Annotated in this window: 14 protein-coding genes and 13 pseudogenes; 15 read left to right on the top strand and 12 right to left on the bottom strand. The window is 61.4% G+C overall.

What is annotated here, in order from left to right:
• Positions 1 to 415: 415 nt before the first annotated feature.
• From X741_RS1000000171490 to X741_RS1000000168450, 7 genes and pseudogenes are all read left to right on the top strand, one after another.
• A pseudogene (locus X741_RS1000000171490) lies at positions 416 to 1,054 on the top strand (gamma-glutamyltransferase); the annotation flags it as partial.
• Positions 1,055 to 1,059: 5 nt separating this feature from the next.
• On the top strand, positions 1,060 to 1,437 hold the full coding sequence (locus X741_RS1000000171485; protein WP_198023961.1) for a gamma-glutamyltransferase: 378 nt from the start codon (positions 1,060 to 1,062) through the stop codon (positions 1,435 to 1,437).
• 391 nt (positions 1,438 to 1,828) lie between these two features.
• Positions 1,829 to 2,146: a transposase gene (locus X741_RS151265; RefSeq protein WP_023778247.1), complete on the top strand. Its 318-nt coding sequence runs from the start codon at positions 1,829 to 1,831 to the stop codon at positions 2,144 to 2,146.
• 52 nt (positions 2,147 to 2,198) lie between these two features.
• The gene (locus tag X741_RS1000000171480) at positions 2,199 to 3,173 is read left to right on the top strand and encodes a tyrosine-type recombinase/integrase (protein ID WP_280940336.1); all 975 of its coding nucleotides are present in this window, start codon (positions 2,199 to 2,201) and stop codon (positions 3,171 to 3,173) included.
• Positions 3,140 to 3,418 carry a tyrosine-type recombinase/integrase gene (locus X741_RS1000000171475; protein ID WP_348625687.1) on the top strand — a complete coding sequence of 93 codons (279 nt, stop codon included), beginning with the start codon at positions 3,140 to 3,142 and terminating at the stop codon, positions 3,416 to 3,418. Before X741_RS1000000171480 ends, X741_RS1000000171475 begins: the two co-directional genes overlap by 34 nt.
• 378 nt (positions 3,419 to 3,796) lie before the next feature.
• Positions 3,797 to 4,216: pseudogene (locus X741_RS1000000171660) on the top strand (tyrosine-type recombinase/integrase); the annotation flags it as partial.
• Positions 4,217 to 5,162: 946 nt separating this feature from the next.
• Positions 5,163 to 5,273 (top strand): annotated as a pseudogene (locus X741_RS1000000168450) (ATP-binding protein); the annotation flags it as partial.
• Positions 5,274 to 5,782: 509 nt separating this feature from the next.
• Here the strand turns inward: X741_RS1000000168450 and X741_RS1000000168445 are convergent.
• A pseudogene (locus X741_RS1000000168445) lies at positions 5,783 to 6,801 on the bottom strand (IS110 family transposase).
• A 209-nt stretch (positions 6,802 to 7,010) separates the two neighbouring features.
• On the opposite strand from X741_RS1000000168445, the pseudogene X741_RS14980 reads away from it, so the two are divergent.
• Positions 7,011 to 7,347 (top strand): annotated as a pseudogene (locus tag X741_RS14980) (transposase); the annotation flags it as partial.
• A pseudogene (locus X741_RS1000000168440) lies at positions 7,347 to 8,077 on the top strand (IS110 family transposase); the annotation flags it as partial. The pseudogenes X741_RS14980 and X741_RS1000000168440, both read left to right, overlap by 1 nt.
• Positions 8,078 to 8,787: 710 nt before the next feature.
• On the opposite strand, the pseudogene X741_RS1000000168435 reads toward X741_RS1000000168440, so the two are convergent.
• A pseudogene (locus X741_RS1000000168435) lies at positions 8,788 to 8,940 on the bottom strand (GDP-mannose 4,6-dehydratase); the annotation flags it as partial.
• Positions 8,941 to 9,313: 373 nt separating this feature from the next.
• Between X741_RS1000000168435 and X741_RS1000000168430 the strand changes: the two are divergent.
• A pseudogene (locus tag X741_RS1000000168430) lies at positions 9,314 to 9,506 on the top strand (aminocyclopropane-1-carboxylate deaminase/D-cysteine desulfhydrase family protein); the annotation flags it as partial.
• A gap of 178 nt (positions 9,507 to 9,684) precedes the next feature.
• Here the strand turns inward: X741_RS1000000168430 and asnB are convergent.
• The 3 genes and pseudogenes from asnB to X741_RS01000000166665 all read right to left on the bottom strand — a co-directional run.
• Positions 9,685 to 11,517: an asparagine synthase (glutamine-hydrolyzing) gene (gene asnB / locus X741_RS151275; protein ID WP_023778238.1), complete on the bottom strand. Its 1,833-nt coding sequence runs from the start codon at positions 11,515 to 11,517 to the stop codon at positions 9,685 to 9,687.
• 91 nt (positions 11,518 to 11,608) lie between these two features.
• Positions 11,609 to 11,863 carry a hypothetical protein gene (locus X741_RS01000000166670; protein ID WP_023778237.1) on the bottom strand — a complete coding sequence of 85 codons (255 nt, stop codon included), beginning with the start codon at positions 11,861 to 11,863 and terminating at the stop codon, positions 11,609 to 11,611.
• A gap of 73 nt (positions 11,864 to 11,936) precedes the next feature.
• A pseudogene (locus X741_RS01000000166665) lies at positions 11,937 to 12,535 on the bottom strand (acetoacetate decarboxylase); the annotation flags it as partial.
• Positions 12,536 to 12,622: 87 nt separating this feature from the next.
• Between X741_RS01000000166665 and X741_RS151280 the strand changes: the two are divergent.
• Positions 12,623 to 13,753, top strand: a complete 1,131-nt coding sequence (locus tag X741_RS151280; protein WP_023778236.1) for an IS481 family transposase — start codon at positions 12,623 to 12,625, stop codon at positions 13,751 to 13,753.
• A 60-nt stretch (positions 13,754 to 13,813) separates the two neighbouring features.
• Here X741_RS151280 and X741_RS1000000168425 read toward each other — a convergent pair.
• Positions 13,814 to 14,070: pseudogene (locus X741_RS1000000168425) on the bottom strand (acetoacetate decarboxylase family protein); the annotation flags it as partial.
• Positions 14,071 to 15,326: 1,256 nt separating this feature from the next.
• Positions 15,327 to 15,626 carry a hypothetical protein gene (locus X741_RS1000000170945; RefSeq protein WP_245272714.1) on the bottom strand — a complete coding sequence of 100 codons (300 nt, stop codon included), beginning with the start codon at positions 15,624 to 15,626 and terminating at the stop codon, positions 15,327 to 15,329.
• Here X741_RS1000000170945 and X741_RS1000000170940 point away from each other — a divergent pair.
• A complete protein-coding gene (locus X741_RS1000000170940) occupies positions 15,606 to 15,947 on the top strand; it encodes a hypothetical protein (RefSeq protein WP_245272713.1) in 342 nt (113 codons plus the stop codon). The two genes, X741_RS1000000170945 and X741_RS1000000170940, sit on opposite strands and share 21 nt — an antisense overlap.
• A gap of 94 nt (positions 15,948 to 16,041) precedes the next feature.
• Entirely contained in the window at positions 16,042 to 17,076 is a 1,035-nt protein-coding gene (locus X741_RS151285; protein ID WP_023778233.1) for an IS481 family transposase, read from the top strand.
• Positions 17,077 to 17,141: 65 nt separating this feature from the next.
• On the opposite strand, the pseudogene istA reads toward X741_RS151285, so the two are convergent.
• Positions 17,142 to 18,287, bottom strand: a pseudogene (gene istA, locus X741_RS01000000166660) (IS21 family transposase); the annotation flags it as partial.
• Positions 18,288 to 18,468: 181 nt separating this feature from the next.
• Positions 18,469 to 19,266 (bottom strand): annotated as a pseudogene (locus X741_RS01000000166650) (IS110 family transposase); the annotation flags it as partial.
• A gap of 110 nt (positions 19,267 to 19,376) precedes the next feature.
• Between X741_RS01000000166650 and X741_RS1000000169800 the strand changes: the two are divergent.
• Positions 19,377 to 19,574, top strand: a pseudogene (locus tag X741_RS1000000169800) (transposase); the annotation flags it as partial.
• A gap of 572 nt (positions 19,575 to 20,146) precedes the next feature.
• Here X741_RS1000000169800 and X741_RS151290 read toward each other — a convergent pair.
• Positions 20,147 to 20,371 (bottom strand): hypothetical protein, encoded by a 225-nt coding sequence (locus tag X741_RS151290; protein WP_023778229.1) that lies wholly within the window; start codon positions 20,369 to 20,371, stop codon positions 20,147 to 20,149.
• Between the two features lie 53 nt (positions 20,372 to 20,424).
• On the opposite strand from X741_RS151290, the gene X741_RS151295 reads away from it, so the two are divergent.
• Complete coding sequence (locus X741_RS151295; RefSeq protein WP_023778228.1) at positions 20,425 to 21,315, top strand: MurR/RpiR family transcriptional regulator; 891 nt, start codon at positions 20,425 to 20,427, stop codon at positions 21,313 to 21,315.
• Here X741_RS151295 and X741_RS151300 read toward each other — a convergent pair.
• Both X741_RS151300 and X741_RS0134830 read right to left on the bottom strand, forming a co-directional pair.
• On the bottom strand, positions 21,276 to 21,590 hold the full coding sequence (locus tag X741_RS151300) for a hypothetical protein (protein WP_023778227.1): 315 nt from the start codon (positions 21,588 to 21,590) through the stop codon (positions 21,276 to 21,278). The genes X741_RS151295 and X741_RS151300 overlap by 40 nt on opposite strands.
• 102 nt (positions 21,591 to 21,692) lie before the next feature.
• Entirely contained in the window at positions 21,693 to 22,265 is a 573-nt protein-coding gene (locus X741_RS0134830; protein ID WP_051410459.1) for an N-acetyltransferase, read from the bottom strand.
• Positions 22,266 to 22,871: the final 606 nt, after the last annotated feature.

The raw sequence follows: 22,871 nt of genomic DNA, 5'->3' as shown, positions 1-22,871 counted from the left end.
CGGCGGCCGACGCGGGCGCTGAGATGCTGCGGCTTGGCGGCACTGCGGCCGATGCGGCAGTGGCGGCGGCATTGGCCACGTGTGTCACCGATCCCGCGAATGCAAGCCTGCTGGGCCGGTGCCAGATCGTCTTGCGCACGTCCGAGGGGCGCTTCGCCGCGATCGACGGGGCGAGCGCCATCCCGCATCACTTGCCCCATGCGCTTGGGTCGGGTCCGTTGGCTTGCGCCGCGATCCCTGGCCTGCCACAGGCGCTGGACAAGCTTCATACCGAGCATGGTCGCCTGCCGCTCGAGTTGATCGCGGCCCCGGCGGTGCGGCTGGCAGAGGAGGGCTTCGCCGCACCAAAGAATCTCGCTGCCGTTTGGGCGCTCCGAGCTGACGCGATAGCCGAGGGAGGCGCTGGGCCCTATCTGGACGACCTGCGCCCACCGGCACACATTTCCGTCACAACCAGCTCGGCGCGCTGCTTCGCGCCTTCGGGGCAAGGGGAGCCTGTGCAATCACCACTGGAGAGACCGCCCGGCGCTTGGCCGAAGGGGTGCGCGCCCGCGGCGGGCATTGGCGCGCGGAGGATCTCGCGGCCAATGCTAGCCGCAACGGCGAAGTCCTTCACGGTCGTTTCCGCAACTGCCGTATCACGACCGTCGGCCGCCAGGGCTGGGGCCACAGCCTGATCGAGATGCTGGCAATTCTTGACCGCCTGCCAACCTTCGGCCCATACCTGACTGGCCCCGAGGCTTGCCTTCTGATGGCCGCGATCGAAACCTGCTTTGCTGACCGTCCTCAGCACCTCGGCTCACTTGTACCCAAGCCAGACGGCCTCCCCGTTGAGACCCTGATCACTCCCGATTTCGTCACTGCCCGAGCCGCGGCGATCGTCCAGCGCCTGGCCGAGGTCCCGGCAGCGACTGCCCCTCGCGGAGCACCGCCTGCCAAGCAGCGTGGAGACACTACCCACCTCTCGACGCTAGACGCCGAGGGCGCGACGGTGGCTTTCCCGCAAAAAGCTACCGGATGGAGAGTGCCCCCGAGCCGGGCGCCCGCGATGTAACTGAGATGTCTCCGGTGATCGTGACATGCGAGGATCGGGTGCTGCTATCGCTCGGCGCAGCGGGCAGCGAGCTCATCCCCGGGGCGATCGTCCAGGGGATCGTCAACACGATCGACCGCGGTCTCAGCATTGCCGAGGCGCTACGCCACCCCCGGGTGAACCTTACGGAGGAGCAACCGCGCGTTCATGCCGATGCGGGCGCCGAGGTAATCGCCATGCTCAGAGCGCGCTGGCCCAGCTTGCAGGTGAGCGCGCGAGGCCACGAGAACAACCTTGGCATCGTTCACGCAGTTGGACGGGATGCTGACGGTCATCCCGAAGGTGCCGCCGACGACGCTTGGGATGGCTCATCCGTGTCGGTGCCCTCCAGCTCAGCGCTATGAGCCACCATCCACAGGATGTGGTGAGGCTGATTTCCCTGAGATCGACGCGATGGATGGCGCGCGCTAAGCTTGCTCAACGAATAAAAGGTAAAGTGTGCGTGCTATGGGAGGTCTAACCCCAAATTGCGGATTCCGACTGAAGTCGGCGGGGTATTCCGACGCGAAGCCGGCCACTGTTCCGATTTGAAGCTGGCCACCTGCCGGCTTTTGCTTCGGAAAGACGTATTCGCCTGGGTCAGTCCCTCGGGCATGAGGTCTCTCGTTATCAACGAGGAATGGCTGATGCCCGCCAAGAGAGAACTACCATGAGACAAACGACAAATGCTGCGGCTTGCGCGTGACGGTGTCAGCGCCCGGGAGATCGGGCGCACGCTCGGGGCAAGCGCGCACTATGATCCAGGATAATCTGCAACGGGCGGCAAAGGCCGGCTTGCGCTGGCCTCTGCCTGCCGAGCTGACCGACGCGGTCTTGGAGCAGCGGCTTTTCGGCCATGCCGGCAGCAAGCCCGGGCTGCGCCTACGCACTGATCCGGACTGGGCGACGCTGGCTTGCGAGCTGAAGCGACCCAGCGTCAATCTGATGGTGCTATGGGAAGAATATCGCGAAGTTCGCCCTGATGGCTTCGGTTATAGCCGTTATGTTACGGCCAAATTTGTGTTGCGTAAGCAGCTGTCTTGCCCAGGCGCTTGGCCGTCACCGCGTTCTTGATCAACATAATCCGATGTTTGGGTAGCAAGCCTTTGTCCAATGGAGGTTTGCTATGATTGAGAGGACTGATGCCGGCCACTCGGCCGGACGCTACCATGATGACGCGCCATTTGCCGAAGAGCGGCACCGTTACCTTCGCCACTGTGCGGAACGCGGGGCGACCCCTGCTTCGCTCAGGGTCAAATGCAGTGGGCTCTTATGGATTGCCTCCCGTCTCAGCCCGGCTGCGTCGGAAGGCATCGACATCAAGGCCCTTCAACAGATAGCCATCGAGAGGCAGCAAGCCCTCGGGTCCGCCGCTGCGGCGCAAAGAGTCGTCCACATCGGGCGACCTTGGCTTCGATTTCTGGGCTGGTGGCGTGAGCCGACCGTTGTGTCCCGATACCGCAGCCAACTCGAAGAGTATGTGAGATGGATGCGTGATGAGCGCGGCTTCACACCGTCGACGGTCGAGCAATGGACCCGTGTGATCGGTAGGTTCCTGCGCTGGTGCGAGGAGACGGACCGGCAATTGAGGAGTCTTCAGCCCGAAGACGTCGATGCTTATTTCGTCGCCCGGGCGCGACAATGGTCCCGCGTATCGGTAGCCAACATAGCGTCGGCCTTGCGTGGATTTCTGCGCTACGCGGCAGAGCGGGGCATGTGCATTGAGCGCGTCGCGGCGTCGATTAGCCGTCCTCAGCTCTATCAGCAAGAGAGGCTGCCATATGCCCCGGATGGGTCGGACGTGCAGCGTATCTTGGCCGATGCCGAGACCGACAAGCCTCGGGAAATCCGTGATCGAGCGATCCTGCTATTGCTTGCGGTCTGTGGGATGCGTAGCGGCGAAGTGGCGGCGTTGCGCCTCGATCAGATCGACTGGGCCGGTGGGACGCTACGGCTTTTCCGCCTGAAGCGCCGTCAGCCGCAAATTTACCCGCTGGTTCCCTCCGCCGCTGAGGCGCTCGCCCGCTACATCGATACGGCGCGCCCGCTGTCAGCGGATCCGCAAGTATTTCTCTGCATGCAAGCCCTCGTCGGCCGCTGAAGGCGGGGAGTATCTATGATGTCGCTAATCGCAGGTTTGTTGCGCTTGGAATCGACGCCGCTCACCGCGTGGGGCATGCGCTGCGCCATGCCTGCGCCTCTCGGCTTCTTGCCGAAGGTCTTTCGATGAAGGAGATCGGGGACCACTTGGGGCGCCGTAGTGCGGCAACAACGAGTATCTACGCCAAAGTGAACATGGAGGCCCTTCGCGCGGTCGGTGCATTTGACCTGGGAGAGCTCGAATGATGCTGACCAATGTCGTCGACGCCTATCTGGCCAAGCAGCGGTTATTGGGCGTGCGTTTCGAGTCCGCCGAGGTTCTGCTGCGTCGGTTCTGCCGAGTGATGGGCAACCGCGATATCGGCGAAGTCACCCCCGAGGCGGTAGCCTTGTTTCTCCACGGCAGCCCCCGCTCAGTGCCACCTGGATGCTGCGATCAGGGTCTTGAGCGGCCTTTACCGATTCGCCGTCAGCCGCGGCTACACGGCGTCCTCACCACTGCCGACAAACTTGCCGAAGCTGCCGCGGCAACAAACGCCATATGTCTATTCGACGGAAGAGCTGCGCCGCCTGCTGGAAGCGACCTCGATCCTGAAGATAGGGCACAGCCCTCAGGTGCCGGCAATGTACCGCACGCTCGTCCTGCTGCTCTACGGAAGCGGCATGTGCATCGGCGAGGCGCTTCACTTGCTCTTGCAGGACGTGGATCTGAGCGAGCAGATCATCACCGTCCGCCACACGAAGTTCTTCAAGACGCGTCTCGTGCCGATCGGACCAAAGCTCAACCGGGAGGTGGCTGAACATATCGAACGCCGTCGTCTCCTCCCATTGCCGCGTGGGGAGGAATCCCCGCCATTCACCACGCGTGACGGCCGGCCGTGGCACTATGTGCGGGTCATCTCGGCGGTCTGCGGCCAGTGCGGACGGCGGATGACCGTGCGCTATAGCGGCCCCGACAGTGCATGCCCCGTCTACTGCTGCCTGGCGGACCGCAACCAGACCGGCAGCTCTCTCTGTCAGGAGGTTCGGGCGCCCGCAGTAGATGAACAAGTCGCCCGGATCCTCCTGAAGGCGTTGGAACCTGACCAAATCGCCATCGCCATCGCTGCGCTCGACGAGATTGCGGAGGAAACGCGGAGCCTCGAGAAACAATGGGCGCTACGGCGGGAACGTGCGCGGTATGACGCCGAACGGGCTCGACGACAATACGACACCGTGGAACCGGAAAATCGTCTCGTCGCCAGAACCCTGGAAAAGGCTTGGGAAGACAAGCTGCGCTTGGTCGATGAGATCGAGCAGGAATATCGTCGGTGGAGAGACCGAGAGCCCTTGGTGTTACAGGCACAGGATCACGCGGCGCTTCAGGGACTCGCCGAGAATTTGCCGGCTATCTGGCACTCAGAAACCACCCAGCCAGAAGACCGCAAACGTATCTTGCGCTTCATCGTGCAGGAGGTCGTTCTCGATCAGAAGAAGATACGCGGCCAGGTCGCCATCAGGATTCTTTGGCAGACCGGGGCAACCAGCGAACATCAAATCCAACGCCGAGTTCAACCTTACGATCGAGACTATGGCGAACTCGAGCTTGTGCGTGAGCGGATCACGGAACTCAATGCTGCGGGCGATATGGACAGGCAAATTGCCAAAATCTTGAATGACGAGGGCGTCCGCTCGGCGCGAGGCAAGCTGTTCAGCTATGAGAACATTTGGCTCTTACGCCACCGTTGGGGAATCCCCACAGCCAAGATCAACGGCGTCGCAGCCAATCCGCCGCGCTGGCCTGATGGAACCTACTCTGTACAGGGCGCAGCCGCTGCAATCGGCGTGACGGCTCAAACCATCTTCGACTACCTCGCCCAGGGCCTTGTCCACGGTCGGCAAAGCACGAAAGGCCAGCCTTGGCAGATCAGCCTTTCCAGCGACCAGATCGATCAACTTCAACGCCGACTGCAACGGACCAGGCGATCAAGGAAAGGTGCATCATGGAGCATTCGCGGATGCAAAGATGACCACCGCGCTACTCGACCGGCTCACCCATCATTGCGAGATCGTCGAAACAGGAAACGATTCCTGGCGCTTCAAGAACCGCTCTCAAAGCTGAAGTCGACGAGCCAACCAGCCGCACCCGATCAGGCTGCGCAACCCCGACCAGCTTCGCCTGATCGGGAGCTCACCGGCGTGCCCTTCAACACCCCACAACCGGGGTCCCCTTTTGCGCGAAAAACCAGGGTCCCGATTCAGTGGTGATTGACAATCCGAGGACGCGGGACACTCCGTTGACCCCATTGGTCGTTGTAGGCCGCCATGATGTTGGGAACTCGCGTCGCGGAAACCATCTTGGCTAGCGGTTAAGTGCGACCGCACACAAAGGCCGGACATATGAGCGCAAGCGATCCGATCAAATCATTGAACAATCTTGCAAGGAGGGGCCGTCCACATATGGGGTCAGGAGAGCGAGGCGTCTCAATCTGTGTCACGACCTTGCCGCGCTTGGGCCGGCAGGTTCGGGGCTCTTAACGGGATCGCCTCGCCCATCGTCCCACGGAACGATCCGGGCATCGCCCGTTCGGGCGAAAGCTCTGCTTTTGCTCCTTCGGTGTTCGTCGCGGCTTACGCGGCCAGCGCGGCAGGCTCCTTTCCAAAGCGGAACTCGGTCGCGTCAGCCCACATGCGATGCAGGATGACCGCCAGCTTTGGGGCCACCGCCACGCGCGCCCGCACCATGCCGCGGCGTCTGGCGATGTTCATGCCCCAGGCGCGCAAGCTCGACCACTTCTTCGATCGCACCAGCAGTGTGGGGCCGCCTCATAAAGCGCGGTGCGTGCAAGTTCGTCGCCGCATCGGCTGACCTTTCCCCGGCTGTCGGTTTCGCCGGACTGATAGCGTGCCGGCGTAAGTCCCAGATGCGCCCCCACCGCCTGCGACGAGCCGAACCGCTCAGGCCGGTCGATCGTGGCGCGGAAGGCGAGCGCGGTGATCGGCCCGACGCCCGGCCCGCTCTTCAGCCGCCGGCAGACTTCTTCATTGCGGACGATGTCGAGAACCTGCTTCGTCAGGCGGGCGAACTCTCTCAACATGACACCGAGGATTGCAAGCAGCGGCTCGACCATCGCCATCACCTCAGCGTCGGCACCTGTCAGCTCGCGCACGCGGCCGGCAAACGCGCTGCGCGACGGCAGGCCCAGCTTGACGCCGGCCTCGCGCAGGATCGCCCGCACTACGTTCTCGATCGAACGCATCTCGTTCAGCACCGTGCGGCGGGCAACCAGCAGCGAACGCCACAGCCGGTACTGCCTGCTCTTGACATGCACCTGCCGATACCAGCCAGTGCGCATGATTTGCGCCAGCGCGCGGGCGTCATTGCGGTCGGTCTTGTTGGGCATCGTCTTCATCGCCGCGTTGGCCTGCCGCGTCTCGATGCAGGTCGCCGGCAAGCCTTCGGCGTGCAGTCCATCGTGAAGCCAGGCCGTCAGCGAGCGCGCTTCCAGGCCGATCCGCTCAAGCGGCAAGCCGCTCCCCTTCAGCGCCTCACACAATGCCTGCGGATCGCTCAACGCTCTCGCCTCCTTCACGATCCGGCCAGTCTCGTCGACAATGCAAATAGAGGTCTCTTCCAAAGACACGTCCAGTCCGGCATCACTTCATGGCTGCTCCTTCCAAATGTTTGTGGCGACTCACATCGACCACGTTTTCACATTTCGACAGGAGCAGCCGCCATCATCTGGCTCGGTCGAGATCCCAATCACCCCATCTGTTTGGAAAATCGGAAGTTTGGGATTTCGGCGAGGCTGGTTGTGATTCAAGCTGGGGATGTGGGACCGAACAGAGCCGTGGCCGGATGGCCAAGATCGCCAAGAAGACCAAGCGCTACCCGTCCGATCTGACGGACGAGGAGTGGGAACAGATCGCTCCGCTGATGCCCAAGCCTGGGCGTCGCGGCCGTCCGCGCGAGGTTGATTTCCGTGAGGTGATCAACGCGGTGCGCTACCTTGTGCGCTCGGGTTGCGGCTGGCGGATGCTGCCGATCCATTTTGGCGCCTGGCAGACGGTCTACGCTGGTTTCGCGAGTTGGCGCGGCGCTTTCTGTTCCAGACTATCCACGACGTGGCGCTGATGCTGGACTCGAGCGAGCCGGGCGCGAGGCCAGTCCCACGTCGGGCGCGATCGACAGCCAGATGCTCGCCATGCCAAAGCTGCGCTCGATATGGCGCCGAATAAGACCGACGCGAACGACGCCGACGGTTTGGCGCATCTTGCAGAGGTGGGGTTCTTCCCCGAGGTGCGGGTGAAAGGATCTGACAGCATGCTGACCCGCACGCTCGTGGGGGCACGCACCCGGCTGGTCCGGATCACTACCGAACTTTCCAACCAGATTTGTGGGATCATGAAAACGTTCGGGCTGCTCGTTCCTGCAGGTAAGGGAGCCGCGTTGAGAAGAACGTTCGGCGTCTTCTTATCGATCACGAGGAACTTGGGCGCCAGCTCGTTGCAGATGCACGTCAGAGCCAGGCATGCCGCATGCTCATGTCGATCCCTGGCATCAGCGCCATCACCGCAACCTCGTTCGCCACTTCCTTGAAGATCCGGGCAACTTCAAGACGTCCCGATCTGTTGGCGCCTGGACAGGCCTAACGACGCACCGCTACCAATCCGGAGAAATCGATTATGACGGGCATATATCCCGACGCGGCGACCGCCATTTGCGATGACTTCTCTACGAAGCGGCGTCGGTTATTCTGACGCGTAGCTCAACCGAGAGCACCTGCGGACATGGGTCTCCAGCTCCGGGAGAGGATCGGCTTCAAAAGAGCTACCGTGGCTGTGGCGCGCAAACTGGCGGTGATAATGCATACGATGCTTAAAACCGGAGAGCTCTTTAATCCGAATGCAGGAACCACAACGTAAATCCGGATAGCGTTCAGAATCTGAACGCCTGAGGCGTCCCCTGCCGGGACGTGAGCCGAGCCATTCCGCTGATGGGGTTGCACCGCTGACTCAGCAAAGTGCGTCGTCCACATTGAAGGCTCGTCCCGCGAAGCTTCATCATGCGGCGACCGATGTTGACCGCGAAGACAACCGTGTACCCGGCCAACGCATCTCCAAGCGCGAAGATACTTGAGGTCCCCACCGCGATAGACAACCCCAACATCATGCGGCGGCCCAAGCGCCGACCGTGAAGAGAAGCGAGGGACCCGCGGGACGGTCCGAGAAAAAGTCCAGGAGCAACGACCCCAATCAGAGAGGACTCTAAGATCGTTGAACCACGGCAGCCAGTCGTCAGAGCGCTGACATGCATGGACGAACGACAGTATCGGAATGTTCTTCTTCCCAGTGGCGACGTTACTGCTGCTCCGTGGATTTTGAACGGCGCCACGTATGGGAAACCTTCTGCGCGACGCATATGAAGATCTCTTTGAAGGGCAGGTTTTTCGCGAAATCGTCGATCGCATGAATGGAACGGATGGTTTTCTGCTTTGTAGGATGTGCGAATTCTGATCCAAGGCGTCCACATGCTGATGGATGTCGGCGAACCGCCTGAAAGGGGTCCGGCGAATGCGGATTGTTTTGGACTGCGAATGCTCTTTGCCGTCCGTCGAAATCGCTATCTTTTCACGTTAATCGAGCGTGATTCCGTAGGCGCGGCAATCGGCCTCGACCATTTCTGAGACGAGCTCATCGAAGGTGGTCTTTGGCTTCCAACCGAGCTTGGCGGCCGCCTTGGAGGCGTCGCCGATCAGCAGGTCAACCTCGGTCGGGCGAAAAGTATTCTCACGGTGACGGCCGCTTGCAGACAGCCCCTCCCAACGCCCTTATCAAGCCGATCCACGAGAAGACCATGCCGGTGATCCTGACCGCTCAAGAGGAAACCGAGACTTGGCTCAGCGCCCATGGTCGGAAGCTAAGCAGCTGCAGCGCACCGCGCCAAAACGATGCTCGTATAGTCGTCGAGAAACCGGCAACGCAGATCAAGTTCCCTCAGGGGAAAACGACTTCAGGCGGCCAGCTATCATTGCTCTAAGGGCGAACCGCTGAGAATTAAACGATCATCAGGTAGTATACCCTTCTATCCCCTTGAGTTTCTAGATAAGTTCGGGTGGAACAACCCAAGTTGGATTTGGCCCTTAGCGCCCGTCCGGGGGAACCAAGGAGGCCATCCGCCTGTGTGCGCGGCTCGAGGGAATGATTATTGATCCCGTCTACGAGGGCAAATCGATGCAGGGGATAATCGACCTCGTCCAGAAGGGCTTGTTTCCGGAGGGGGCGAGGATCCTCTACGCGCATCTCGGCGGCGCCGGCGATCAACGGCTATGACTACACCTTCAGCAACGGCTGACGCTCGACAATCTTCAAGGCGAAGTCTTTGTTTTTATTAGCGTGTCGAAATGGGAAATTTTTTTCAGCATGCTCATAATTAAGTACCACGCGAACAGGTCTGCCGCCTCTTGGCCATGGAGGCCAACGCCGTTCGGACGCCGGACCTCCTTCGCAATCCTCTTGCGTGTTCTGTCGTCTCAGATCGTGAGGCTCACGTTGTAATCGGTCAGGAAATCCTGCAGGGTCAGGATATGCTCTACCCCCCTGAGGTTGTCGGTCGTATCGAGCAACGCGCGGGACGTGTCGACGGACAATAGCGGTGCTACTGCCGCATTGCGGTCATTCAGCAGCGCGGTGAACCGCGTGCGCAGCATTCTGTCATAGGTGGCATCCTGGATAGCCGGATACGCGCTCTTCACTCGCTGCACCACCGACTGCGGGAGTAGGTCCGCGGTGGCGGCCCGCAGCAGACTCTTCTCGCGCCCGTCGAAAGTCTTATGGGCCCATGGGGTACCGAACACGTACTCAACGAGGCGGTGGTCGCAGAATGGGACCCGCACCTCGAGACCCAGAGCCATGCTCATCCGGTCCTTGCGGTCGAGTAGCGTCGGCAGGTGACGCGTGAGAAAGAGGTAGCAGACCTCGCGCATACGACGCTCGTGCGGGTCGGCAGAGGCCGGCCCGGTCAGGGCTGGTACTTCCGCAAGTGCCGTGCGGTACTGTTCGTCGAGATAACCGGGGAGGTCGAGTTTCTCGACCAGTCCGGGGTCTAGGGACCGCCGTACGATATCGTCGCTGTCTTCGATCCAGGGAAACGTGTCGCGCTGAACGTGCGCGGGATCGTGGAAAAGCCAGTAGCCGCCGAAAACCTCGTCGGCCGCCTCCCCAGATAGGGCCACCGTCGAGTGTTGCCGGATGGCCCGGAACAGCAGGTAGAGCGAGCTATCTTGGTTGCCGAAGGTCAACGGCAGATCGCGGGCGTGGAGGGTGGCGGCCCGCACGTTCGGGTCCATGAGTTCGTATGCGGACAACGTGATGTCCGTGTGGTCGGTTCCAACGTATTTCGCGACCTCCTGCACGTACGGCCCGTCGGGTGTGGGGCGCCACGGGCCGGGGATAAAGTTGTCAGTGTAGCCGACGAAGTCGACGGCGAAGGACCGGATCCGTTCGTCGCTGAAGCGCGCGGCCAGTGCGGTCATGGCCGAGGAATCAAGCCCGCCCGACAACAGTGTGCACAGCGGCACGTCGGCAATGAGCTGCCGCTGAATTGTGTCGTCGAGCAACTCGCGGACGCGCCGAACGGTGGTAGGCACGTCGTCAGTATGCCCGCTGTCGGTGAGATGCCAGTAGCTCATCTGCTTGATGCCGTCGCGGGTCACGCGAACGATGTGGCCGGGCGGTACCTCACGCATGCCACGGAATACGGTGCTGTCCGGATCGGGGATGGAGCATAGGGTGCGACGAAGCCCGTCGGCGTCCATGGCCGGTTCCGCGAGACTATTGGCGAGGATCGCCTTTGGCTCGGAGCCGAATAACACTCCGTGCTCGGTGGGGTAGTAGTAAAGCGGCTTGATGCCTAGCCGGTCGCGTATGAGAAGCAGTTCGCGCTTGGCGGTGTCCCAGAGTGCGTAGGCAAACATCCCGTTGAGTTCGCTCACGGCGCTGCGGGGGTCTCGGTGGCCCCACTCCCGGTGGACGCGCAGCACCACCTCGGTGTCACTGCTCGTGTCGAACCGATGGCCCAAGGCGGCAAGCCGTTGACGCAGCTCGCGGTAGTTGTAAGTCTCGCCCGTGTAGACGAGCACCAACGCCGGTCGGCCGTCCTCCTGGTGCGTCATCGGCTGGCGACCGCCCTGGATATCGATGATCGCTAGGCGGCGGTGTCCCAGTGCCGCAGGCCCGTCGATCCAAGTCCCCTCGTCGTCCGGACCACGATAGGCCATGGTGGCCGTCATGTCGGCAAGCTCCCTTCGCGCGTCGGGACTTCCTAGGTCACGATCGAAATCAATCCATCCACAGATGCCGCACATATTTTGGCTCCTTTCTTTGAGTAACTGTCGCGCAACTTCGGGCATCCGGGACACCGCACCACGCGAACACGCGATATCCTTTATGGCCGCCTCACTCGACAAGCGTCGCCATGATCTGGACGCCGGCGTTGCTGACCAGGATGTCGAGGCGCCCGAAGTTTCGATCGCCCGCACCATCCGCTTTCCACCTGCTCGTCGTTGCTGATACCCATGCCAAGCCCGACTGCGCGCGTTTGCCCATCGGATCGATCCCGGACGCCGTTTGCTGGGCAGCGCTGTGATCGAGATCCGCGGACCACTCTTGCTCCTCGCGGGCGAAGCTGAGCGCAATCTCCTTGCGATGCACTCGCGGCTCCGGCAATCACCGCCATCTTCTCGAGAAGCCGGCCACCGGCTCCGTCGTCGCGCTGGTTCGATATTCATTCTGAAAGTTCATGGATTCTTCCTTTCCGATAGCGAGGCTCGGCTTCCGCGAGGTAGCCGTGGACGACCTTCCCGAGCGCGAGCGTGAGATCTGCGACGATGTGTACGGCCGACACCACTTCCGGCACCGGCAGTTCGGCGACGGGGGCAAGCGCATGCGACNGATCTGCGACGATGTGTACGGCCGACACCACTTCCGGCACCGGCAGTTCGGCGACGGGGGCAAGCGCATGCGACCAGAGGTGCAGGGCTGCCGGGCCGGTCCAGGCGCCCCTCAGATCGATGTCCTCCGGGTGATATTCCACGAGCTCACAGATGCGCGGCGTGCCGTCGACATGCGAGATGATTTTGAGGAGGAAGTTCGGTTCGGCGAGCAAGGCCCTCACGCTCGCAAGGTCGGCGGCTCGGTGCTTGTACCCCATGGTTCCCGTCACGACGCGGACGGGCCGTAGTCCAGCGTGCCAATAAGGGCATCCGTCTCCGTTCGGAGCGTTGGGCTGGCGAGCTTCTTGGGAAAGCCCCACAAATCGCGTCCGCCGGCTATCGGCGGATGGTTATCGAGAAACATGCAGTGGGTGTAGCTGCCCCTGCGGCCACGGAAGTGTTTGGACCGGAGACATCGCGAACAGGTGTGCGAGGACATCGCGAACAGTTTGGCGCGCTTTGCGCCGGGAGGTTCGGGATGCCATTCGAGGACACGAGCGCGATGAAACAGAAGCTGGAATTTGTCAGGTTGGCGAGCGCGCCGGGGGCGAATGTGAGCGCGTTGTGCCGGCGCTTTGGGATCGGTCGGACGGTGGCTCACAAGTTGATCGCGCGCTATCGGACGGAGGGCGAGGCCGGGCTTTTGGAGCGTTCGCGCCAACCGCTCTCGAGTCCCAGGCGCAGCGCCTGGGAGGTCGAAGCAGCGGCGCTTTCGGTGCGGGCGGCACATCCGGCCTGGGGCGGGCGCAAGATCGCCCGGGTCCTGGCGCGCCAGGGGATTGGCTGTCCGTCGCCCTCGACGGTGACCGGCATCTTGCGTCGCAACGGCGTCGAGCTCGGGGCGCTGGGCGGCGGGGCAAAGCCCTTCATCCGCTTCGAGCACGAAGCGCCCAACGATCTGTGGCAGATGGACTTCAAGGGTCATGTGCCGTTGCGCGCCGGGCGCCTGCATCCGCTGACCGTGCTCGACGACCATTCGCGGTTCTCGATCGTGCTGTCGGCCTGCTCCGACCAGACCACCGAAACCGTGAAAACGCGCCTGATCACGGCCTTCCGCCGCTATGGCCTGCCCTTTTGTATCGCCACCGACAACGGCCCGCCTTGGGGCGATGGCGGCCGCAACGACTTTACCCTGCTCGGCGTCTGGCTGATCGAAATCGGCATCGCCATCGGGCATTCCAGGCCGTATCATCCCCAGACGCTGGGCAAGGAGGAGCGCTTTCACCGCACGCTCAAGGCCGAGGCGCTGCAGGGACCGCCGTTCGAGAACCTGGCGGCGGCCCAGCGGGCCTTCGACCGCTGGCGCCACATCTACAATGCAGAGCGCCCGCACGAGGCGATCGCCGGCGCCGTGCCGCTCGACCGCTACCGGTCTTCCCCGCGCGACTTCAGGGAGACCCCGCAGCCCTTCGACTATGCGCCCGGCGACCATATCCGCAAGATCCAGCAGAAGGGCGCGACCTCGCTGTTCGGCCGCCACTTCAAGATCTCCAATGCCTTCGCCGGGCGCGCCGTCGCCTTCCGTGCGACCGACAAGGACGGCGTCTTCAACGTCTTCTTCCGCCATCAGAAAATCCAAACCATCGACCTCAACCTCGTCGAGAGATAGCATGGAGCACTGTTCGCGATGTCCTCGCACACCTGTTCGCGATGTCTCCGGTCCAAACAGGAAGGAGACGGGGATGACCTGTCCGCCTTCCGTGTAGTCGCCGAAGCCGGTCGAGTCCGGCATGCGAATGAAGACGAATTTGACGAGAGGCTCGAACACCTGAAGCGGCTCCGGCACCAGGTCGCGCAGTTTCTGCGGATCGGTGCGATATGTGATGATCAGATACTCCCGGTTTCGGAAGCGATATGGGCCGGCCGGGTAGGCCGGGCTGGTCAGGGGCATGGCGAAAGCTCTCGCCCGACGGTGTCTTGGTGCATGTCTGAAATTCCTTTGTGGGATCAAGCGCCGCTTAGATCGGCCTGTGTGATGCTGGCGAGGCCTACTTTTGGTATCTTCGTCCGGCCTCGAATAAGGATGCGTGCCGTAGATCGCGCTCAGCCATTTGCGCTGGGCGATTGCCTTGGGGTCGCACTCATTGGCGATGATGCCGGACAAAGGCGCTCTCCCCGTCTGCCCTTGTGGGAGAAGGTTGATCGGCGGGCAGCGCCGAGCCAGATGAGCCGTCTGCATGTTGCCAGGCCCTTGGTCGAGCGTCATCTTGGGTGGGTCCGGGAAACCCGCGGCGGCGGTATATTTCGGGAGGTGATCATGGGACGATTTCTCCTCAGTCCGACTTGGTTTGCGGATGAGCACGCATGTACCATGCCAAATGAGAAATCGTTTCGAGGCAAAGTGATAGATCTGGCTCAGCTACGTTGCGTATCCGACATTGTCGGACATCGGACAGCGCGAACGCGAAACGCTTGCGGGTGGGAGGATATCTCGCTCGTGCGGAAGAGGTTGCGCCTCGAAGGTCTCCGCCACTCAGGCAAATGGCTCCGACGGGCGCGCTATGCTCCACCCGGTCACCATCGGCCCGGGGCTGTATCAGCTCTATCAGCGGAGGAGCGCGGGCGAAATGCGCGCCGGCGTCAACAAGGGACAGCGCTGTTAGGCGAATGTCTGGCAAAAGAGCGAGAGTCCCACCATTTTCGGTCGAAGAGCTGAGAGGCGCATCTCTCGGACCGGAGCGTTAGAGCCGCATCGACATGATTGAAGCACGAGCCCAGACTTTTGGCGGAGAGGAGGACTGGCGCAGCGTCCGTGCTTCTTTTCCTCCAAATCCTCTTCCTCGTTGTGGTCTGCGGCCTGGAGTGGGCAGCAATGCCCGTCCAACACGCTGGATCGTTTCCAGCGTGCGCACATGCTCAACTCGCCCCGTTCGGGCCATCTGCTCAGCCCGGTCTCCGTATTCGCGACGCCGCGCGCTCGATCGCGATCGAGTGGTCCGCGCCTCAACGGAACGGCATGGACTAGCTAAGCTAGTGTCCGTCCATAAACAGTAATTTTTCGAAGTATTCATTGTAGCCGCCCATGTAGATTCGAGGTATTTCTGACTGCTTTGGTGGTTCTATCTGCACGAGGCGTTAGAAGAGAATTAGAGGTCTCTCGCGGTCCGCTAGTCCGAAGTTTTCATTTGTGAGTTTGGCAAGTGCTTGATCCGACTCGGCAATCTTGCGGTCGGGTTTTTCGGTTACTGGACACGTGACGGGTCGAGGGCGAGCAGCCGGAAAGCGGCCTCCTGGAGTGCGGTTGGTGTGGAATAGAGGGTGAAGCGGTGCTTGGGGCGGGCTGGCACGCGCATGGTGTTGCGGACCAGCGTGCCGAGGTGAACGATGAGGTCGGCGAAGCTCATGACCCGATGGCCGTCGGCCGAGCGCTTGGTGGCTTTCTTGGATTTTACCGCCGCGGACGGTTCGGTGGCGGCGACGGGCGAGCTCCGTTCTGCCCTGGCGGCTTCAAGATTGGTGTCGTGGAACAGCAGCGGCGCCAAGGCCTGCCGCAGATGCCATTCGACGTGATAGGCGAGCATGCACAGAAAGATATGAGCGCGTACGCGTGGCGCCGTCCAGTGGCGGATCGGCCGGATTTCGAGATCGACGGTCTTCAAGGATCGGAAGGCCCGCTCGACACGCGACAAATCCTTATAGGCCTGGACCGTTTCTGCGGCGTCGAGATGCTCGGCGGGCACGCTGGTACGGATGACGTAAATGCCGTCGAGGCGAGCCTCTTGCTCGATTTGCCCGATCCGTCGCTGCCAAGTGAGGGTGCCATCGCGGATCTCGACATCTGTAAAAGTTTAAACTTTATCTGACAGACGGTGTCCTGGGCTGAAGCTTGAGCCGGGGCCGGGCGCGGAGTGGTCAGGGTTCGCAGCGCCCGGCCTCGGCGACAGAAAGGACACTGACATGACCAAGGACCAAAAGATCATCCGCGCCAAGGTGGGGCTGCTGGAGCTGGCCAAACAGCTCGGCAATGTCAGCCAGGCCTGCAAGATGATGGGCTATTCACGCGACAGCTTCTACCGCTTTAAGGAGCTTTACGAGACCGGCGGCGAATTGGCGCTGCAGGAGCTGACGCGCAGGAAGCCGCTGCTGGCCAACCGCACGCCACCGGAGATCGAGGCGATCATGCTCGAGCTGACGCTGGAATATCCCGCCTATGGACAGACCCGCATCGCCAACGAAATGCGCAAGCTCGGCCACTCGGTCTCGCCGTCGGGCGTACGCGGGGTGTGGCAGCGTCACGATCTGGAGACGATGAAGAAGCGGTTGAAGGCGCTGGAGGCGAAGGTCGCCCAGGACGGCATCGTGCTCACCGAGAGCCAATTGGCGGCGCTGGAAAAGGCCAAGCTGGACAAGGAGGCGCATGGTGAGTTCGAGAGTGAATGCCCGGGCTATTGCGGCGGCCAGGACACCTTCTATGTCGGCAACATGAAGGGGGTCGGACGCATCTACCAGCAGACCTTCCTTGACACCTATTCGAAGGTCGCCTTCGCCAAGCTCTATGACCGCAAGACGCCGATCACCGCCGCCGATCTCCTCAACGACCGCGTGGTGCCGTTCTTCGACACCCACGAGGTGAAGCTAAGCCGGGTGCTGACCGACCGCGGCACCGAATATTGCGGCAATCCCGAACACCACGAGTACGAGCTCTATCTGGCGGTCGAGGACGTCGATCATTCCCGCACCAAGACCAAGAACCCGCAGACCAATGGCATCGTAGAACGGTTCCACAAGACGGTGCTGGACGAGTTCTACCGGGTCGCCTTCAGGAAGAAGATCTACGGCTCGATCGAGGAGCTGCAGGCTGATCTGGATGAATGGGTCAGAAGTTACAATGAGGAGCGCCCACATCAGGGCCGCTGGTGCTTCGGCAAGACGCCGATGCAGACCTTCGTTGACACCGCCCCGCTGGCGAAGGAGAAAATGATCGCTGCCTGATCCCATCGGACAGGCAAAACGGACCACTCTCAGACGCCAACTGTCCGATCAAGTACAAACTTCTATACGTAGTGCCAGGGGTCGTACATGACTTCGCCACGGCCAAACGAGCGGGCATGCTCGCCCACGACCGCACCGTCCTGACGGATGATGATCCGGTCGGCGTAGGCATGGATTTCGACGGGCCGACCGACAGCGCTCGACAGAACCGAATATTTGTTGTTGTCGAAGCGCACCGTGCACGTCTTCGACACCGACGCGGGAATGCAGTGGAAGCCGTCAAAGCGCCCGGCATAGGGGATAAAGCTGGCGCGCTCTTCCTCGAACACCTCCCACACCGTGCGCTCGCCCGCTCGGGATGCCGGTGCGCCTTTGCCTAGGCGACGCATTTGTCGGTCAGCCAGCCGTTCAGGTCCTCCAGCGTCTTGAAGCGCAGCCTCGGCGTGAAGAAGCGCTCGCTCACCAGCCCAACCTGGTTCTCGACCTGACCCTTCTCCCAGCCCGCCGCCGGCGTGCAGGCCTCCGGCTCGACGAGGTAGTGGCCGCACATTTGCAGGAAAGCGTCGATTGTAGCGGCGATCCCTGCCGATGAAGACCGCGTCCACCGCCGTCTTCATGTTGTCGTAGATGCCGCGCGTGCAGGTTCCCTTGAAGAAGGCGAACGCCCGGTCATGCGCGTCAAGCACCATCTCCTGCGTCTCGCGCGGATAGGCTCGCACAAAGAACATGCGGCTGTGGCAAAGGCGCATATGCGCGACCTTCACCGTGACCGTCACGCCGCCCAGCAGGACGATCTCGTGGCTCCAGTCGAACTGGTAGGCTTCACCCGGCGCAAAGCTCAGTGGAATGTAGGCTTCAGCCGCAGCGCTACCGCGATCCGTCTCCCAGTTCTGCGCGTGCCGCCACACCGAACTGTAGCTGCCGTCATAGCCGAGGCCGCGAAGCTCCTCGTAGACCCGGATCAGCGTCAGACGCTCCCGTTGAGGCTTCACCGCATTCGCCGACAACAGGCGATCCAGTTCCTCGTGCCAGGCGCCCATCCGGGGCTAGGGTTGATGCTTGCGTTCGTAGCGGAACTCCGTCTCCCCGGAACGCAAAACCTTGCGCACCACCTTCCGGGAGATCTTCAGCTCCCGGCAGATCGCCTTGATCGACTTTCCCTGAACCAGCGACAGCCGGCGTATCTTCGCAATCGTCTCCACAACCAACATCCAAAACAAATGCCTCCGATGAAACCGGAGGCACTTTGACAACCCCGCCGTTAAGGGGTCCCTTATTCCACGAAAAATCACACTCGGATCGATCGATCAGACCAACTGCTCATTCTCTCGCAAGTTCCGGCACCAGCTCAGCACGATAACAGTAGAGATGTTCCCCGTGTCTGGCCGATCTCTATGCGGCGCGCGCCAAGGCTGGCGGCATGGGCTTCGCTCTGTAGGTCTCGCCGCTCACCATTAGCTTCCAAGCGATGCGCGGATCTTGTTCGCTAGCGCCACGGCAGCGAGTTTCGGCGGCTTGCGCTTGAGTAGGCCACGAGCCAGGGTGAGACGGCGCCTCGGCCGCGTCGGACATGCCGGATAACAGCAGTAGCCCCGGCCACCAGCACGCTGCGCAAGGCTTCGTCGCCGGCGCGCGTGATCACACCGAGCCTGACCCTGCTGGCGGTTGAGTGATCCTTCGGCGTTAGGCCGAGCCAGACGGCAAAGTGTCGGGCCGATCGAAAGGTCTCAGGCGCCGGCGTCTTCATCACCAGCCGCGACGCACCGATCGGCCCGACACCGGGGATTTGCGCCAGCCGCCGGCTGCACGCCTCGGCCCGATGCCAAGCCATCAATTTGGCGTCGACGTCTTTCAGATGTGTTTGCAACTGCGCATATTCCTTGGCATGGAGCGCGAACAGCTCCCGCGCCAATCCGGAAGCATCTTATCTGCCGCGATACGCTCGAGCAGCGGTTCGATCTTGCACATCCCCCTGGCAGCAGTCAGCCCGAATTCGGCGGCATAGCCGCGGATCGCATTGGCCAGCTGTGTGCGATTGCGGATCAACCGGTCGCGCAGGCCGATCAACATCAATGCCGCCTGTTGTTCAGCGGTCTTGACCGGCACAAACCGCATCGTCGGCCGGCTCATCGCCTCACACAGCGCTTCTGCGTCCGCCGCATCGTTCTTACCGCGCTTGACGTACGGTTCACACGAGGAGGACTGGATCAAGTTTTTTCAGGTCATACGTTTCTCCAATATATTTTCGGATCTCGGTCCGAACCCTTTCCGTGGAACGCGTGTCAGTGACCTGCGCGCCGCCCGGGGAGCGTGTCAAGACGAACCGGCGCGATGCGGTCAGTCTGGCGCGGCTGCTGCGGGCCGGAGAATTGAAGGGAATCTGGGTTCCAGACGCGGTGCATGAAGCGGTGCGCGATCTAGCGCGGGTGCGGTCCGCGGCCAGCGAGGATCTGCGCAAGAAGCGCCAGCAGCTTCTGTCGTTCCTGCTGCGCTTGGGGATCAGCGAGGGCGCACACGACATCGCAGCGCTGACCGAGCTCGACGATCTGCGGGTAGANCCGGACCTCCCCATTGCGGCCACCCTCGGCAACCGCAATGGCGTGCTTCGCCTTCGACACATCGACACCGACGTAGAAGACGTTACTTCATCCATGGCCCGCCCTTCCTTTTTTGGGGCTCGGCTCGGCACTCCCGAAGCAACCTCCGTTTGCTAAACAGCCGCAAAAACACTAAGGACGGGCCGACAATCACACCACGGTCATAATGTCCGGATTAGTTCGGCACAGATCGCGAATGCTTGCCTCGTTGAGGTTCCTCTCATTTGCTCCCGCGCGTGTCTATCCGCAAACTTTCTTTTGTCCGATGCCGGACAAGAATGTCGGAACCTCGACCAAAGGGGTTGCCTGGGCCTGGCGGTCGGTATCGAGAAGTGATGTAGTGCAGATGCTACGCCGATCCGGCACGCAACTTGCATGGACTGATTTTGTCACGCGGGATGTCAGGAATGCCCCACGGAGTTCAGTAGAGATGGACCAGCCTCTCTACTTTAACGCATGTACATTGGTGGTCCTTATGGTTTGGAGAACGACATGGATACCCTCTGCTTGAGCTCGCGACCGATCTCATCCGCGCCTGTGTGCAGGTCGGCTGCATCCAGCAACGGAATCTCAAGGCGCCTGAGACGCGACCGCGCCACATGCTGGTAATCGACCTGTGCGATCTCAATCCAGTTACCTCTCGGCAGCGGCGCAGCGCCTGCAGACCCGATCCAACCGATGCCGTCGAAGCGGCGCATACTGTCGCACGTCCCTCTGTGCGCTTATAATTACTAGTGAAAGAAATATCGGAATGGATTTGCCCGTCGTAAGTGCAATCAAGGACGGCTACGAGCTGCTTCCGCGGCAAATGCAGGTCGCCGCACGTTGGTTGCTCGACCATCCAACAGAGGTTGCACTGCTGACGATGAGGGAACAGGCGCGCCGAGCAGGATTGCCTCCGGCGACGCTAACGCGGCTTGCAAAGCGCCTCGGCTTCGACGGTTTCGCCAAATTAAAGGAGATATTCGCGGACAGCATCAGAGGACGGCCGGAAAGCTTGGCGGGGCGTGCAGAGGAACCACTGCCACCTCGGGAGATCGAGGGCGATGGCGTTCTCATCGGCGATACAATCAAAGCCTTGCATGGCCATCTAAGCGAGCTCGCACAGCCCGCCGCGATTGCCGCGCTGGCAGCAGCCGCCGATCTCATGGTGGAGTCACGACAGATTTTCTGCATCGGCCTCCGCTCAAGTTTTCCTGCAGCCCATCTGATGCACTATGTCGGGTCATTGCTCGGCTCGCCCACGATATTGATCGACGGAATAGGCGGCACGGCCAATGATACGCTCCGGTCTATCGGTCCACGAGACGTTTTGCTAGCGGTTACAGTTAGCCCGTACAGTCGCTATACAATGCAGGTCGCCGAGTTCGCGGTCTCGCGCGGTGCGAGGCTGGTCGCTTTGACCGACAGCGAGATATCTCCGATCGCTAAACTTTCTCAAATTGTGATCCGCGTTCGGACCGAAATGCCTTCGCTTTTTCGCACCATGACTCCCGCATTCGCGGCGGTAGAGTGTCTCGTGGAACTGATCGCGGTCAAGCGCGGAAGCCGCGCGCTTGAATCCTTGGCGGAGAACGAAGCACATCTCGCAGGATTCAATACTTATGTACTGCAGATACCGCGCAGCCGCGCCCGCCGTTGACCCTTGCCCTGCATGACGATCTCGCCGCAATCCCAGTCGAGATCGTCCAGGGTCAGAGCCGAGACTTCGCTAGACACAAGTAGCCGTTCGATCTGTTCGGCAGGCAGCGCCTTCGGCCGGTGTGCCAAGCGCGAGGCGACGACCACAGACATCGCGACAGGGAGATCGGTCGCGAGCAACCCGCGTTGTTGCAGGAAGCGCAGAAACGAACGCAGCGCCGTGACCGCCAACTTCGCGCTGCCGAGTGACCCGGCCTGGGCTCGCCGCACGATCAACGCGACGCAGCTCCTCTTTGAGAAAGACAGCCATCATAAGCCACCGAGGCTGGGGAGCAGAGGCTGTCCACCCCATCAGATGTACGGGCGCGGAAAGCTATCTCAAGTCGCCGACCGCTCGATTTGAGTGACCTGGCAACGAAATGCGCTCAGGGATGACCATACATATCTTAGCAGATATACTGGCACCTCACCGTCAACAGATTCTTCCACTTGTTCCTTCACCACACCGCCAAGCCGATCATAAAGGGCACGGGCATTGAGGTTCTGTTCGTAGACTAGGAGATGAACCCCCTTTTTCAGCATCGCTGCGGGGACCTGGGCTACCGCCTCCGTCAGCAGCCTTCGCGCTATCCCTCGCCGTTGATGGGTCGCCGCGATGTGGAGATTGTGGATAAAGGCACCCCATGGGTCCGTATCATCGAAAACCACGGCAAGGAAACCACACACCTCTCGGCTTGCGTTTTCCGCAACAAATACGAGATGCTGCTCGGATCTGCTGGGATTCATCAATCGCTCCTGCCAAAGTAGACGTCGTTCAGTCGGCATTCTTTCGAAAAGATAGCTTCTTGGGAGGATATGGGCATAGGTCTGCTGCGCACTCGCGATGTGCAACTGCGAGATGGCCTCAACATCGGCGCTGTTCGCTTCTCGGATGTTGATCATCGGACTCATTCCATTGGCTCCTCGCCGAATTTCTGCTCTTTACCCAACTTCGACCTCGTTTGAGGTGCGGTCCATTCCACTTGCCGTCGCCCGCTGCACGAGGTCGGGCGTCTGTCAAAGCATCGGCGATCGTATGTGCGTCACACGTTTCGAGAGCAGCAGGAAAGCATTCCACTGTATCGCCTATGCCGACCTCGCCATCATCGCCTCGCCGAATCCATTCGAGCGGCGGAGTGACAGCTCAGCGGTCGTTAGCGCGGAAAAATCCGGTTCCATTCGACGCGTGTTCGGCCTTGGGGATGCCAATTCCGAAGCGTGTAAGCGACATCGAGGATGCGATTGACCAAGCTCGAGAAGCTGTGTCCGACGTCGTCGCGTCCGAGACATAAGCGCTGGACATACCGAGCCCCGCCATGGGAGTTGATCTCCAGGACAAAGACTGCCCGGAACGATCGATCCGGAGGTCGACTCGGGCATATTCCCGGCACCGGCAGGCACGGAAGCTCGCAACCAAAAATGTCCCGCAGCACCGTTGCAAGCTTGCTTCCCGATTTGCGCCGGGCAAATCCTCTGCGGCGCCGCGCCGGATGGACTGCGTTCGACAGTCGGCGACAT

This window comes from Mesorhizobium sp. LNHC221B00, assembly GCF_000502935.1.
In the GTDB taxonomy this organism is placed as follows: domain Bacteria; phylum Pseudomonadota; class Alphaproteobacteria; order Rhizobiales; family Rhizobiaceae; genus Mesorhizobium; species Mesorhizobium opportunistum.
This window is presented reverse-complemented; position numbering and strand designations above follow the sequence as displayed.